Annotated in this window: 11 protein-coding genes; 10 read left to right on the top strand and 1 reads right to left on the bottom strand. The window is 68.6% G+C overall.

What is annotated here, in order from left to right; all coding sequences use genetic code 11:
- Positions 1–4 precede the first annotated feature (4 nt).
- The 9 genes from BXA03_RS16335 (at position 5) to BXA03_RS16295 (ending at position 12,574) form a co-directional block, all read left to right on the top strand.
- Positions 5–1,288, top strand: a complete 1,284-nt coding sequence (locus BXA03_RS16335) for a M20 aminoacylase family protein (protein WP_076509874.1) — start codon at positions 5–7, stop codon at positions 1,286–1,288.
- A 40-nt stretch (positions 1,289–1,328) separates the two neighbouring features.
- On the top strand, positions 1,329–2,903 hold the full coding sequence (locus BXA03_RS16330) for an ABC transporter substrate-binding protein (protein ID WP_076509707.1): 1,575 nt from the start codon (positions 1,329–1,331) through the stop codon (positions 2,901–2,903).
- A gap of 145 nt (positions 2,904–3,048) precedes the next feature.
- Positions 3,049–3,960 (top strand): ABC transporter permease, encoded by a 912-nt coding sequence (locus tag BXA03_RS16325; protein ID WP_076509705.1) that lies wholly within the window; start codon positions 3,049–3,051, stop codon positions 3,958–3,960.
- Positions 3,961–3,977: 17 nt separating this feature from the next.
- Complete coding sequence (locus BXA03_RS16320) at positions 3,978–5,048, top strand: ABC transporter ATP-binding protein (protein ID WP_076509703.1); 1,071 nt, start codon at positions 3,978–3,980, stop codon at positions 5,046–5,048.
- Positions 5,045–6,085, top strand: coding sequence for an ABC transporter ATP-binding protein (locus BXA03_RS16315; RefSeq protein WP_076509701.1), 1,041 nt, complete (start codon positions 5,045–5,047; stop codon positions 6,083–6,085). Before BXA03_RS16320 ends, BXA03_RS16315 begins: the two co-directional genes overlap by 4 nt.
- Positions 6,086–6,202: 117 nt before the next feature.
- The gene (locus BXA03_RS16310; protein ID WP_076509699.1) at positions 6,203–7,234 is read left to right on the top strand and encodes an ABC transporter substrate-binding protein; all 1,032 of its coding nucleotides are present in this window, start codon (positions 6,203–6,205) and stop codon (positions 7,232–7,234) included.
- Positions 7,235–9,433 carry an ABC transporter permease gene (locus BXA03_RS16305; protein WP_076509697.1) on the top strand — a complete coding sequence of 733 codons (2,199 nt, stop codon included), beginning with the start codon at positions 7,235–7,237 and terminating at the stop codon, positions 9,431–9,433. It abuts the gene before it with no gap.
- Positions 9,434–9,464: 31 nt separating this feature from the next.
- Positions 9,465–10,514: an ABC transporter ATP-binding protein gene (locus BXA03_RS16300; protein ID WP_076509695.1), complete on the top strand. Its 1,050-nt coding sequence runs from the start codon at positions 9,465–9,467 to the stop codon at positions 10,512–10,514.
- An 89-nt stretch (positions 10,515–10,603) separates the two neighbouring features.
- On the top strand, positions 10,604–12,574 hold the full coding sequence (locus BXA03_RS16295) for a bifunctional metallophosphatase/5'-nucleotidase (RefSeq protein WP_143476335.1): 1,971 nt from the start codon (positions 10,604–10,606) through the stop codon (positions 12,572–12,574).
- A gap of 205 nt (positions 12,575–12,779) precedes the next feature.
- On the opposite strand, the gene zwf is transcribed toward BXA03_RS16295, so the two are convergent.
- A complete protein-coding gene (zwf, locus tag BXA03_RS16290; RefSeq protein WP_076509872.1) occupies positions 12,780–14,246 on the bottom strand; it encodes a glucose-6-phosphate dehydrogenase in 1,467 nt (488 codons plus the stop codon).
- Between the two features lie 104 nt (positions 14,247–14,350).
- Here zwf and BXA03_RS16285 point away from each other — a divergent pair, with 104 nt between their 5' ends.
- Entirely contained in the window at positions 14,351–14,989 is a 639-nt protein-coding gene (locus tag BXA03_RS16285) for an HAD family hydrolase (RefSeq protein ID WP_076509693.1), read from the top strand.
- The last annotated feature ends 8 nt before the right edge of the window (positions 14,990–14,997 follow it).

The following is a 14,997-nucleotide window of genomic DNA, read 5'->3' as shown; positions in this document are numbered from 1 at the left end:
AGCCATGAACACACAACGTCTGTACGCGAACGGCCGCGCCTTCGAGCACATCGCCCGTTTCCATCCCGAACTCACTGTCCTGCGACGCGACCTGCATGCGAACCCGGAACTGGGCTTCGAAGAGGTCTACACCGCCGGACGGGTCAAGGCCGCGCTGCAGGCCTGCGGTGTGGACGAGATCCACACGGGCATCGGCAAGACTGGCGTGGTCGGGATCATCCGCGGTCGTTCCACCGCCAGTCGCCGCATGATCGGCCTGCGCGCCGACATGGACGCGCTGCCGATCAAGGAGGACAACGAGCTGCCCTGGTGCTCCGCGAAGTCGGGCCTGATGCACGGCTGCGGTCACGACGGCCATACGGCCATGCTGGTTGGCGCGGCCCGCTACCTCGCCGAGACGCGCAACTTCGACGGCACTGCAGTGCTGATCTTCCAGCCCGGTGAAGAGGGCTTCGCCGGCGCCCGCGTGATGATCGAGGACGGCCTGTTCGATCGCTTTCCCGTCGATGCCGTCTACGCCATGCACAACTGGCCGGCGCTGCCCGCCGGCACCATCGGCATCAACCGCGGCGCCATGATGGCGGCGGCCGACCGCATCACGATCCGCATCACGGGCAAGGGCGGCCATGGCGCGCATGCCTACCTGACGGTCGATCCGGTGGTGGTGGCTGCGCACATCATCACGGCCGCGCAGACCATCGCGTCCCGCACCGTCCGTCCCATCGACGCCGCCGTGGTCAGCCTGTGCGCCGTGCAGGCGGGCGACCTCGACGCCTTCAGCGTCATCCCCGGAACCGCCACGCTGGTGGGCACGGTGCGCACCTTCAACTCGCGCGTGCAGGTCCAGGTCGAGCAGCGCCTGCGCGAGCTTTGCACGCAGGTGGCCGCCGCCTTCGGTGCCACGGCGGAACTCAGCTACGAGCGCATCTACCCCGCAACCATCAACACTGCGCCCGAGGCCCAGTTCGCCGCCGACGTGGCGGCTGCCATCGTGGGCGAGGGCAATGTGGATCGTCACCTCGAGCCGAGCATGGGTGCCGAGGACTTCTCCTTCATGTTGCAGAAGAAGGCGGGTGCCTACCTGCGCATCGGCCAGGATGCGCGCGGCGGCGCCTTCCTGCACAACAGCCGTTACGACTTCAACGATGACATCCTGCCGCTGGGCGCCGCGTTGCACGCGGGCCTGGTGGAGCAGGGCATGCCCCTGGCCGGTGAAGCCGGCCCGGGCGCCGAGGTCGGTGCCACCCGCGCCGCCTCATCCCACGGGGCCGCCACCGCGGCGCCATGACCGATCGTCCCGAGCCTTGACCAACCCGAGGAGAGATTCCATGAGCTTCAAGAAAAAAGCCGCCGTCGCGGCCGTGCTGGCTGCGGCCAGTCTGATCGCCAGTGCCCAGACGGTGCGCATCGCCAACCAGGGCGACGCGCTGTCGCTGGACCCGCATTCGCTCAATGAATCGCTTCAGCTGTCGGTGGACCTGAACGTCTATGAAGGTCTGACCGACCGCAACAAGGACCTGAGCCTGGCGCCGGCGCTGGCCACCTCGTGGAAGCAGACCGCGCCCGATACCTGGCGATTCGAACTGCGCAAGGGCGTCACCTTCCATGACGGCACGCCCTTCACCGCCGACGACGTGATCTTCAGCATCGCCCGCGCTGGGGGCGACGGCTCCGACGTGAAGGCCAAGGTCAACGACATCCAGGAGGTGCGCAAGGTCAACGACCACACGATCGACATCGTCACCAAGGGCCCGTTCCCCATCCTGCCGGACGTGCTGTCCGACCTCGCCATCATGAGCAAGAAGTGGTGCGAGGAGAACAAGGCCGAGAAGCCCGTCGATCGACGAAAGGGCATCGAGAACACGGCCTCGTTCAAGGCCAACGGCACCGGCCCCTTCCGCGTGCGCGAGCGCCAGCCCAACGTGCGAACGGTGTTCGTGCGCAACATGAACTACTGGGGCAAGATCGAAGGCAATGCGCAGGAGGTGATCTTCACGCCCATCGCCAACCCCGCCACGCGCGTCGCAGCGCTGGTCTCGGGCGAGGTCGACGTGATGGAGCCGGTGCCCGTCCAGGACATCGCCCGCATCAACGCGAGCCCGAGTGCGCGCGTGGTGGTCGGCCCCGAGCTTCGCACCATCTTCCTGGGCATGGACCAGAAGCGCGACGAACTGCTGTACTCCAGCGTGAAGGGCAAGAACCCCTTCAAGGACAAGCGCGTGCGCCAGGCCTTCTACCAGGCCATCGACATCAACGGCATCCAGCGCACGGTGATGCGTGGCGCCTCCCGGCCCACGGCGCTGATGGTCGGCCCCGGCATCAACGGCTGGACCGAAGCGCAGGACAAGCGACTGCCCTACGACGCCGACGCCGCCAAGAAGCTGCTGGCAGATGCCGGCTATCCGAGCGGCTTCGAAGTGACCATGAACTGCCCCAATGACCGCTACGTCAACGACGCGCAGGTCTGCCAGGCGGTGGCGGCCAATCTGGCGCGCATCGGCGTCAAGGTCAACCTCGCGGCCGAGACCAAGGGCACCTACTTCCCCAAGATCCTGCGCCGCGACACCAGCTTCTACCTGCTGGGCTGGACGCCCACCACCTACGATGCGCACAACGCGCTGGATGCGCTGATGCGTTGCCCCAACGACAAGGACGGCAGCGGCCAGTTCAACCTGGGTGCCTACTGCAACCCCAAGCTCGACGAACTGATCGGCCAGATCAAGTCGGAGACCGACAAGGGCAAGCGCCAGGGCTTGATCGAGCAAGCCTTCAAGATCCACACCGACGACATCGGCCACCTGCCGCTGCATCAGCAGTCGCTGGCCTGGGGCGTGAGCAAGAAGGTGTCGCTGACGCAGCGTGCCGACAACTTCATGCCCTTCAAGTGGATCAGCATCAAGTGACCCACCGGGCGTGAGCACGGCAATCGCGCCGAGTGCCATGCCCACGCCGTCCTTGGCCGCGCACCTCGGCGGCCGGGGCGGCATGCGTTTCGCTTCGCATGCGTCCGGGTGCCGTGTCGAACGGCGCCCATAACCTGTGTCCCCGATGAAGAACACGCTCCTCCGTTGGCTCGACAGCGATGTCGGCCACAGTTTCAGGACCTCGCCCGTGGCCGTCACGGCGGCGGTGATCGCCTTTGTCTGCATCTTCTGCTCGGTGTTCGCCGGCTGGGTGGCGCCGCACAACCCCTTCGATCTCGCCTCGCTCGAGCTGGGTGATGCGCGCCTGCCGCCGGCCTGGAGCGAAGGCGGCACCGGCAAGTACCTGCTGGGCACCGACGACCAGGGCCGGGACATCCTTTCGGCGCTGATCTACGGCGCGCGCATTTCGCTGGTGGTGGGCGTCGTCTCCGTCATCCTGTCCGTGGTGGTGGGCGTGCTGATGGGCCTGCTCGCTGGCTTCCTCGGTGGCTGGCTCGACGCCTTCCTGATGCGGCTGTGCGACGTGATGCTGTCCTTTCCGCCCATCCTGGTCGCGTTGCTGATCGCGGGCGTGGGCCGCGCGCTCTTTCCCAATGCGCACGAGTCGCTGGCCTTCGGCGTGCTCATCATCTCGATCTCGCTCACGGGCTGGGTGCAATACGCGCGCACGGTGCGCGGCTCCACGCTGGTGGAGCGCAGCAAGGAATACGTACAGGCCGCACGCGTCACCGGCGTGGCGCCGCTGCGCATCATGCTGCGCCATGTGCTGCCCAACGTGACCGGGCCGGTGCTGGTGCTGGCCACCATCCAGGTGGCCACGGCCATCATCACCGAGGCCACGCTGAGCTTTCTGGGCGTGGGCGTGCCGCCCACCTCGCCGTCGCTGGGCACGCTGATCCGTGTGGGCAACGACTACCTGTTCTCGGGTGAGTGGTGGATCACCGTCTTTCCGGGCGCCATGCTGGTGCTGATCGCGCTGTCGGTGAACCTGCTGGGCGATTGGCTGCGCGACGCGCTCAACCCCCGACTGCGATGAGAGAAGGACATATCGCCATGAGCCTTCTTCAGGTCAAGAACCTCGTCGTCGAATTCCCCGGCCGCCGCGGCACGCTGCGGGCGCTGGACGACATCTCCTTCGACATCGCGCCCGGTGAGATCCTGGGCGTGGTGGGCGAGTCGGGCGCCGGCAAGTCGCTCACCGGCGCAGCCATCATCGGTTTGCTGGAGCCACCGGGCCGCGTCGCCAGTGGGCAGATCCTGCTGCAGGGGCAGCGCATCGACAACCTCGGCTACGAGAAGATGCGCCACATCCGTGGCCGGAAGATCGGTGCGATCTTCCAGGACCCGCTCACCTCGCTGAACCCGCTCTACACCGTGGGCCGCCAGCTCATCGAGACCATCCGCGCGCACCTGCCCGTCAACGAGGCCGAGGCTCGGCGGCGCGCCATCGCGCTGCTGCAGGACACGGGCATCCCGGCGGCCGAGCAGCGCATCGACCACTACCCGCACCAGTTCTCCGGCGGCATGCGCCAGCGGGTGGTGATCGCCCTGGCCTTGGCGGCCGAGCCGCAGCTGATCGTGGCCGACGAGCCCACCACCGCGCTGGATGTGTCGATCCAGGCGCAGATCATCCAGCTGCTCAAGCGCCTGTGCCGCGAGCGCGGCGCGGCCGTGATGCTCATCACCCACGACATGGGCGTGATCGCCGAGACCTGCGATCGCGTGGCCGTGATGTACGCCGGCCGCATCGCCGAGATCGGGCCGGTGCACGAGGTGATCCACCAGCCCGCGCATCCCTACACGGGTGGGCTGATGGCGTCGATCCCTGAAATGGACAGCGACCGCGAGCGCCTGAACCAGATCAACGGCGCGATGCCGCGCCTCAATGCCATTCCCAAGGGTTGTGCCTACAACCCGCGCTGCCCGCGCGTGTTCGACCGCTGCCTGCAGGAACGGCCCGAACTGATGCCCGCTGGCGCCACGCGTGCCGCCTGCTGGCTGCACGACGCAGCCGATCCGCACCGCGGCCACGACCGCCTGGCCGCCGAACATGCCGCCGCGATGGCGCAAGGCGAACGTGCGGGGCCCGACGCCGCCACGCCTGTCCAGGAGATCGACGAATGAGTGCCGTGCCGGCTTCTTCTGGCCCCCAAGGAGCGACAGCGGCGACGGCGCCGCTGGTCGTCGCCCATGACCTGGCCCGCACCTTCGACGTGTCGGCACCCTGGCTCAACCGCGTGCTGGAGCGCAAGCCCCGCACCCTGCTGCACGCCGTGGACGGCGTGAGCTTCGAGATCGAGCGCGGCAAGACGCTGGCGCTGGTGGGCGAATCGGGCTGCGGCAAGAGCACCGTGGCGCGCCTGCTGGTGGGCTTGTATGAGCCCACGCGCGGGGGCATGAGCTTCGACGGCCAGGATGCGCATGCGGCCTACCGCACGGCTGCCGGCCGGCAGCTGCGCCGGCGCATCCAGATGATCTTCCAAGACCCGTACGCCAGCCTCAATCCGCGCTGGGTGGTCGAGGACATCATTGCCGAGCCGCTGCGCGAGCACGGCATCCTGCGCGAGAAGGCGGGGGTGCGCGAGCGCGTGGGCGAGCTGCTGCGTTCGGTGGGCCTGTCGCCGCTCGACATGGTCAAGTACCCGCACCAGTTCTCGGGCGGGCAACGCCAGCGCATCTCCATCGCACGGGCGCTGGCCACGGCGCCCGAGTTCCTGGTCTGCGACGAGCCCACCTCGGCCCTGGACGTGAGCGTGCAGGCCCAGGTGCTCAACATCATGAAGGACCTGCAGCGCGAGCGCGGGCTGACCTACCTGTTCATCTCGCACAACCTCGCGGTGGTGCGGCATGTGAGCGACCAGGTGGGCGTGATGTACCTGGGCCGGCTGGTCGAGCTGGCGGACAAGGCGCAGCTCTTCGCGCAGCCGCGCCATCCCTACACGCGCATGCTGCTGGACGCGATCCCGCAGATGCATGCCACCGGTCGCTCGCGCACGCCGGTGCAGGGCGAGGTGCCCAACCCGCTCAATCCGCCCACGGGCTGCGCCTTCCATCCGCGCTGCCCGCACGCCAACGCGCGCTGCTCGGCCGAGCGGCCGGCGCTGCTGTCCATCGGCGGCGTGCGCGTGGCCTGCCACGCGGTCGAAGAGGGGCGCATCTGATCCGTTGAGAGCGGGGCACCGCGCCAGCGGTAGTTCCACCGATGACGGCGGCAGGTCGGGGGCGTATGGTCGGCGACCGGTCCGGCGACGCCGGGCCCCTCTCTTTCCGGAATCAAGATGCCCCGACAACAACAGATCCTTCGCCGCGCCGTCCTGGCGGCGGCCCTCGCCACGGCCGCGTCGGCCGCCAGTGCCCAGCAGGTCAATGTCATCTGCTCCGTTCAGGCCGACTGGTGCAACATGATCGCCACCGTCTATGCGCGCACCACGGGCGTGAAGATCAACCTGGCGCTCAAGGGCTCAGGCGAGGCGCTGGCCCAGTTGATCGCCGAGCGCGACAACCCCAAGACCGACGTCTGGTTCGGCGGCACGGGCGATCCGCACCTGCAGGCCGCCGAGCAGAACCTCACGCTGGAATACAAGTCGCCCACGCTCACGCAGCTGTATCCCTGGGCGCAGCAGCAGGCACAGCAGTCGGGCTACCGCACGGTGGGCATCTATTCGGGCCCGCTGGGCTTCGGCTACAACACCGAGCTGCTGGCCAAGAAGAAGCTGCCAGTGCCGCGCAGCTGGGCCGACCTGCTCAAGCCCGAGTACAAGGGCGACATCCAGGTGGCCAACCCGGCGTCGAGCGGCACGGCCTACACCATGATCGCCACGCTGGTGCAGCTCATGGGCGAGGACAAGGCCTTCGAGTACCTCAAGGGCCTGCACAAGAACGTGTCGACCTACACCCGCTCGGGCACCGGCCCCATCAAGGCGGTGGCGCGCGGCGAGACGGCGGTGTCGATCAGCTTCGTGCACGACGCGCCGCAAGAGAAGATGCAGGGCTTCCCGGTCGAGACGGTGACGCCTTCCGAAGGCACCGGCGCCGAGATCGGCTCCATGAGCATCGTGAAGGGCGCCCGCAACCTGGAGCAGGCCAAGAAGTTCTACGAATGGGCGCTGACGCCCCAGGCGCAGGCCTTTGGCGCGGCGGCCAAGCAGTACCAGTTGCCGTCGAACAAGGCCACGGTGGTCGACCCGAACGTGCCCGACTTCAAGAAGATCAAGCTGATCAACTACGACTACAAGACCTACGGCGCCAGCGCCGAGCGGCGACGCCTGATCGCCCGCTGGGAAAAAGAAGTCAACTCGCTGCCCCGCTGAGTGCGCGCGCTCCGTTCGAACGCGGCGGCCTGGTCGTGCATCGCGATCGGGCTCGTCGCCTATGCGCTTCTGCCCTGGTATGCGATCCAGGACACCAGCTGGTGGCAGGCGCTGCCCGGCATCTGGCGTGAAGGCGATGCGGCCAACGGCCTGATGCAGGCGGCCATGCAGGGCCGGCCGTGGCTCTTCGCTGGCCTGGCAGGACTGGCGCTCTGCATGGTCGGCACGAGCCTGGCGCCCGGTCGCGCGCAGGGCCGCTGGTGGCTGGTGGGCGGCGGTCTTGGCGCGTTGGCGCTCGCCGTGTCCGGCCTTGCCATCGGCGCGCGCGGCTGGAGCTTCGCCGCACTCAACACCCTGCTCGGCGAGTTGCAGGTCAACCAGTTCGGCATCGGCATCGGCGGCTTCGTCGTCTTCGCGATGCTCGTCGTGCTGGCCGCCTTCGGCCTGGCGCGTCTGGGTTTCTTCCGCGGCGACCTGTTCGTGTCCGCGGCCGTGGTCGGCTGTGGGCTGGTGCTGCTCATGTTCATCGGCTGGCCAGTGGGCAAGGCGCTGTCGGCGGCCTTCTTCGACGAGGACGGCCATGCTTCACTCGCCGCCTTCGGCACGCGGGTGTTCACCGAGCGCATCTGGGGCCTGGGCTGCGTCGGCGGCGGCACGAGCTGCGGCGTGGCCTGGAACACGCTGCTGCTGGCCCTGCTCACGGCGGCCGGCACCACCTTCCTCGGCACGCTGATCGCGCTGATGGCCGAGCGTGGCGCGCGCCGGTTGCAGGCGCCGCTGAAGGTGGTGGCCCTGCTGCCCATCATCACGCCGCCCTTCGTCGTCGGGCTCGGGCTGATCCTGCTCTTCGGCCGCGCGGGCGTGGTCAACCAGGCGCTCGAAGCCTGGTTCGGCATTCCGGCCACGCGCTGGTTCTACGGCCTGCCGGGCATCCTGACGGCGCAGCTCTTCGCCTTCACGCCCATCGCCTTCATGATCATGCGCGGCGTGGTGCAGGGCATCGCGCCCAGCCTGGAAGAGGCGGCGCTGATGCTGCGGGCCGACCGCTGGCACACCTTCCGCACCGTGACGCTGCCGCTGCTCAAGCCGGGGCTGGCCAATGCCTTCCTGGTGGGCTTCATCGAGAGCATCGCGGACTTCGGCAACCCGGTGGTGGTCGGTGGGCAGTATTCGGTGCTGTCCACCGACATCTTCTTCGCCATCGTGGGCGCGCAGTACGACCAGGGTCGTGCCGCGTCGCTGGCGTGGGTGCTGACCATCTTTGCCCTGTTGGTGTTCGCAGTGCAGCGCGGCCTGCTGGGCCGGCAGAACTTCACCACCGTCAGCGGCAAGGGCGACGCTGGCGTGCCCATGCCGCTGCCCACGGGCGTGCTGCGCACCGTGCAGTGCGTGGCGCTGCCATGGATCGGCTTCACCGTCGTGGTGTACCTGTTCGCTTTCGCGGGTGGCTTCGTGCAGACCTGGGGGCGCGACTACACGCTCACCCTGCAACACTTCCGCGCGGCCTTCTTGCTGGAGTGGGGCCAGTTCGGTCTGGTGTGGGCCGGCACCGCCTGGAACTCGCTGTGGACCACGCTCAAGCTGGCGGGCCTGTCGGCGCCGCTCACCGCGGGGCTGGGCCTGCTGATCGCCTGGCTGCTGGCGCGCAACGAATTCAAGGGGCAGGGCGCCTTCGAGTTCGCCGCGTTGCTGGCCTTTGCGATTCCGGGCACGGTGCTGGGCGTGAGCTACATCCTGGCCTTCAACGTGCCGCCGCTGGAGCTGACGGGCACGGGCCTGGTGATCGTGCTGTGCTTCATGTTCCGCAACCTGCCCGTGGGCGTGCGGGCGGGCACGGCGGCCTTCAAGCAGCTCGACCGTTCGCTGGACGAGGCCTCGCTCATGCTGCGCGCCTCCACCGCGCAGACGCTCATGCGCGTGGTGCTGCCGCTGCTCAAGCCGGCGCTGGTGGCCGCGCTCGTCTACAGCTTCGTGCGGGCCATGACCACGGTGAGCGCGGTGATCTTCCTGGTCACGGCCGAGAACGAACTGGCCACCACCTACATCATCGGCCGCGTGGGCAACGGCGACTACGGCGTGGCGCTGGCGTACTGCACGGTGCTGATCGTGCTGATGTCGCTGGCCATTGCGCTGATCCAGCTGCTGGTCGGCGAGCGCCGCCTGGGGCGCCGCAAGGTGGCCAAACCTGTCGCCGCATGAAGCGCGCAAGAGAAACACGGAAGACGCACAGATGAGCGACGGCATCGAATTTCGCAACGTCACCAAGCGCTACGGCAGCGACGCCGGCGCGCCGCTGGCGGTCAAGGGCATCAGCTTCGAGGTGCCCAAGGGCACGTTGACCACCATCCTCGGCCCCTCGGGCTGCGGCAAGACCACCACGCTGCGCATGATCGCGGGCCTGGAGTCGCCCACCTCGGGCCAGATCCTCATGGGTGGTCGCGATGTCACCACGCTCGGCCCGGCCGAGCGCAACGTGTCGATGATGTTCCAGAGCTACGCGCTCTTTCCGCACATGAACGTCATCGAGAACGTGGCCTACGGCCTGCGCATGAGCCGCGTCGCCAAGGCCGAGGCGGCCGCGCGCGCCCGCGAGGCGCTGCGCGGCGTCGGGCTGGTGGGCTTCGACGAACGCCTGCCCAGCGAGTTGTCCGGCGGCCAGCAGCAGCGTGTGGCCCTGGCGCGCGCGCTGGTGCTGGAGCCGGCGGTGCTGCTCTTCGACGAGCCGCTGTCCAACCTGGATGCGCGCCTGCGCCGCGAGATGCGCGAGGAGATCCGTGCCATCCAGCAGCGGCTGCAGCTCACGGTGGCCTATGTGACCCACGACCAGGGCGAGGCGCTGGCGGTGAGCGACCAGATCATCGTGATGGACCATGGCGTGATCGCCCAGCGCGGCACGCCGCAGGCGCTCTACAACCAGCCCGAGAGCGAATTCGTGGCCGGCTTCATGGGCGAGGCCATGGTCTTTGCCGCCGAGGTCGAGGCCGATGGCCGGGTTCGCCTGGGCCCGCTCGCCCTGGTGCCGCCGCGTCCGCTGGCGCCCGGCCCGGTCAAGGTCGCCGTGCGGCCCGAGGCATGGCGCATCGGCGCGGCCGACGGGCTGCCCGCCACCTGCACCAAGGCGGCCTACCTGGGTCATGGCTACGACTACGGCTTCAAGACCGAGCTCGGCGAACTGTTCGTCGTCTCGAATGACGCGTTGCAGCCGCTGCGCCCCGGGGACACCACCGTGCTGTCGCTGGGGATGCAGGGCGTCTCCGTCGTACAAGCTCGCGCCGGCTAAACGGCGTCCTTCCTTCCGCTTCTTCATCGCTTCGTCATCCGGGCCGGCCAGCATGCGCGGTTCCGTACAACGAAGCATTGGGAAGCGCCATGGATCGACACGTGATCGGCACACTCGCGGCCGCCCTCTGCCTGGGCCTGTCGGCCTGCGGCGGCGGCTCGTCCACCCTGCAGGTGGGCAGCGCCACGCCGGCGTCGGCTGCACCGGCACTTGCGCCATCGCTCGCGCCTGCACCGGCAGCCAGCCCCGCGCCAGCGCCGCTGGAGCTGACGCTGCTGCACATCAACGACAGCCATTCCCACCTGGCCGCCAAGACGCGCACCCTGCAACTGCAGGCGGGCGACACCACGCGCAGCACGGTGAGCGTGGAGGCCGCCGGTTTTCCGCGGGTGACGGCCGCCATCGACCAACTGGCTGCCGGCAAGGCCAACGTGCTCAAGCTGCATGCGGGCGATGCGCTCACCGGCACGCTGTTCTTCAACCGCGCCGGCGCCGACGGCGAGGCCGACGCGGCGCTGATGAACACCGTCTGCTTCGACGCCTTCACGCTCGGCAACCACGAGTTCGACAAGGGCGACACCGGCCTCAGGAACTTCCTGGACCTGCTGCGCCAGGGCAACTGCAAGACGCCCGCGCTGAGCGCCAATGTCGTCTTCGGCGCCGGCTCCGCACTCAACCCGGCGCGCGCACCGGGCGCCGTGCAGCGCTCCACCGTGGTCGAGCGCGCTGGCCAGAAGATCGGCATCGTCGGCCTGACCATCGCGGGCAAGACCAAGGCGTCCTCCAGCCCCGACGCCGACACCACCTTCGAGGACGAGACCATTGCCGCCCAGCGCGAGATCGACCGCCTGCGCGCCCAGGGCATCGACAAGATCGTGCTGATGAGCCACATCGGCTACGAATATGACCTGCAGGTGGCCAAGGCCCTGTCGGGCGTGGACGTGGTGGTGGGTGGCGATTCGCACACGCTGCTCGGCCCGGCCGCTCTCTCGACGCTGGGCGTGGGCTCGCCGGCCGGCGCCTATCCGACGCAAGTCACCAACAAGGACGGCAAGCGGGTCTGCGTGGTGCAGGCCTGGGAATACGCGCAGGTGGTGGGCGAGCTCAAGGTCAGCTTCGACGCCAACGGCGACGTCACGGCCTGCAGCGGCACGCCGCACGTGCTGGTGGGCGACAACTACACGCTGGGCGGCAAGGCGCCCACCGATGCGCAGCTCAAGGCCATCCAGGCCGATGTGGCGGCCACCAACGGGCTGCTTTACACCGTGGCGCCCGATGCCAACGCCAGCGCGGTGCTCAAGCCCTTCGCCGACCGCGTCGAGGTCTTCAACAGGACGGACGTCGCCGTGGCCGTCGAAGAGCTGTGCTCGCGCCGCGTGCCGGGCGGCGCCGGCACCGTGGACTACTCGCGCTCCAGCACTGGCTGCAACACGCTGGGCAGCGTGGCGCTGCGCGGCGGCGACATCCAGCAGCTGGTGGCCCAGGCCTACCTGGAGGTGGCGCAGAAGAAGTACGGCGGTGCCGACATCTCGCTGCAGAGCGGCGGCGGCGTGCGCATTCCGCTGGTGCCTGGCAAGGTGACGGCGGCGCAGGTGATCCAGGTGCTGCCCTTCGGCAACATGCTGTTCCGCCTGGACATCACCGGCGCCGAGGTGAAGGCCATGCTGGAGGACGGCCTTGACGCCGTCTATGGCACGGGCGGCACCACCGGCCCTTATCCCTACACCGGCGGCCTGCGCTTCGACGTCGATGCACGTCTGGCCAAGGGCGCCCGCGCCAGCAACATCGAGGTGCGCGATGCGAAGACCGGCGCCTGGGCCACGCTGGATGCCGGCAAGACCTACAAGCTCTTCGTGCTGAGCTTCAACGCCAACGGCGGCGACGGCTACAAGACCCTGGCCGCCGTGCTGGCTGCGGGCCGGCTGGACATCGGCGTGCTCGATGCCGACGTGTTCATGGACTACATCCAGTCGCAGACCAAGGACGCGACCACCGGCCTGCCAGCGCTCAAGAAGCTGCCGACGGATCTCTACAGCACCAAGAGCTACCAGTCCCCCTAAAAAGGGAAGCACTCCCCATGCCGCTTCGCGGCTCCCCCGCCCTGGCGCTTCCGGCTTGGAGGGGGGGCGCACCCGGAGGCCTGGCAAAGCCAGTTCCTCGGGTGCCCTGGCATGGCCTGCTCCGCGGCCATTGGATCTTTGATGAAGGAAGAAGGCCCGGCGCTCGATGCGGCCGGGCCTTCTTCTTTGTACGAACGAGGGGAGCCTACTGCTCTTCGCTCCAGGCCAGCCCGTCGCGCGCGATCATGGCGCTGCTCGCGCTCGGGCCCCAGGTGCCGGCGGCGTAGGGGCGGGGGCCGCTGTCGTTCTGCCAGGCTTCGATCAGCGGTTCCACCCAGCGCCAGGCCTCTTCCTGCTCATCGCTGCGCACGAAGAGGTTGAGTCGGCCATCGATCACGTCCAGCAGCAGCCGCTCGTAGGCGCCCACGCGCTCGGTGCCGAAGCGCTGGCCGAAGTCGAGGTCCAGCTGCACGGTGGCCAGCGGCTGGGTGCCGTCGCCGCTGCGCTTGCGGCTGTTCTGGGCCTGCGCCAGCAGGTGCAGCTCCAGCCCGTCCTTGGGTTGCAGGTTGATCACCAGCTTGTTGGCACTGGCCCCGGCCGGCGCGCGGAAGATGGCATGCGGCGTGGGCTTGAAGTTGACCTCGATGCGCGCATCGCGCGAAGCCAGGCGCTTGCCGGTGCGGATGTAGAAGGGCACGCCGGCCCAGCGCCAGTTGGCGATCTCGGCGCGCAGGGCGACGAAGGTCTCGGTGCGGCTCGCGGGGTCGATGCCCGGCTCCTGCAGGTAGCCCTGCACCCGTTCTCCGTAGGCCGTGCCCGCGGTGTACTGGCCACGCACCGCATGCAGGCCGATGGACTCGGGCGTCCAGGCTTTCAGCGATCGCAGCACCTTCAGCTTCTCGTCGCGCAGCGCATCGGCATGGGCATTGATGGGCGGCTCCATCGCCACGGCGCACAGCAGCTGCAGCGCATGGTTCTGCACCATGTCGCGCAGGGCGCCGGTCTGGTCGTAGAAGGCGCCGCGTTTTTCGACGCCCAGGTCCTCGGCGATGGTGATCTCGATGCTGGCGATGTACTCGCGGCGCCATAGCGGCTCGAACAGCGCGTTTCCGAAGCGCATGGCGAACAGGTTCTGCACCGAGGGCTTGCCCAGGTAGTGGTCGATGCGGAAGACCTGCTCTTCCTTCAGCACGCGGCCCACGGCAGCGTTGATGGCGCGGTTGGAGGCCAGGTCGTGGCCCAGCGGCTTCTCGAGCACCACGCGGGTCTTGGGGCCACCCAGGCCGGCGGCGGCAATGCGCTCGACGGTCTGCGTGAACAGCGAGGGCGCGGTCGCCAGGTACATCACCACCGTGTCGGCATCGCGCTGCTGCAGCGTCTGCGCAAGCCGCTCGTAGTCCGCTGGCTTGGACAGGTCCATGCGCAGGTAGTGCAGCAGGTCGGCGAACTTCTCGAACTCCTCTTCGCTGGGCCGCTTGGCGCCTTCGACGGCCTTGAAGCGGGACCGGATCAGCTCGCGGTATTGCGCATCCGACAGGTCGTCGCGCGCCACGCCGATGATGCGGCCACCGGCCGGCAGGCTGCCGTGGCGGAAGGCCTGGAAGAGAGCGGGCATCAGCTTGCGCCAGGCCAGATCGCCGGTGCCGCCGAAAAGAACGAGGTCGAAACTCATGGGGCAGAACATGCGCGCCGCGCGCGCGGTGGATGGATTCGGGGCCCCGACTGTAAGCGTAGGGTAGTGGGCGCGGGACGGCGCATGCCAGAGACAATCGCCGCATGAACGTGGTTTTCGATCTGGGTGGCGTGCTCATCGACTGGCGACCCGCCGACCTGCTCAAGGAGCACTTTCCGCAGCGCGCCGTCGATGATGCCTCGGCCCATGCGCTGAGTCGCGCTTTCTTCCACCACCAGGACTGGCTGGATTTCGATGGCGGCCTGCGCGAGGCCGAGGACGTGGCAGCCCGCACCGCGCAGCGGCTGCAACTGCCCGCTGCAGCCGTGCGCGATTTCATCGTTCCCCTGGGTGAGTACCTGCAGCCGCTTCCGGTCACGGTGGACACGCTGGCGGGGCTGGCCGAGTTGCGCGATGAAGGCGCCCCGTTGAAGCTCTGTTACCTGTCGAACATGCCCTTGCCCTATGCGCGTGCGCTCGAGCGGCGCCTCCCTGGCCTGTTCGCGCGCTTCGACGGGGGCGTGTTCTCAGGCGACGTCAAGCGCATCAAGCCGAATACGGAGATCTACGAACTGCTGGCGTGGCGGCAGGGCCTGGTGCCGGGCGATACGCTGTTCATCGACGACTCGGTTCCGAACGTGGAGTCGGCGATGGCCCTCGGCTGGCAGGCGCTGCATTGCACCTCACCAGCCGCGCTTGCCGCGCGACTGCCCCGGATGGTGACCCAGGCGCTCCGTCTCTGAGCGCTCTG

Origin of the sequence: Pseudacidovorax sp. RU35E (assembly GCF_900156165.1) — a bacterium.
Taxonomy (GTDB): Bacteria; Pseudomonadota; Gammaproteobacteria; order Burkholderiales; family Burkholderiaceae_C; genus Xenophilus.
The sequence above is the reverse complement of the archived record's forward strand: the minus strand, read 5'-3'. Positions and strand labels throughout refer to the sequence as shown.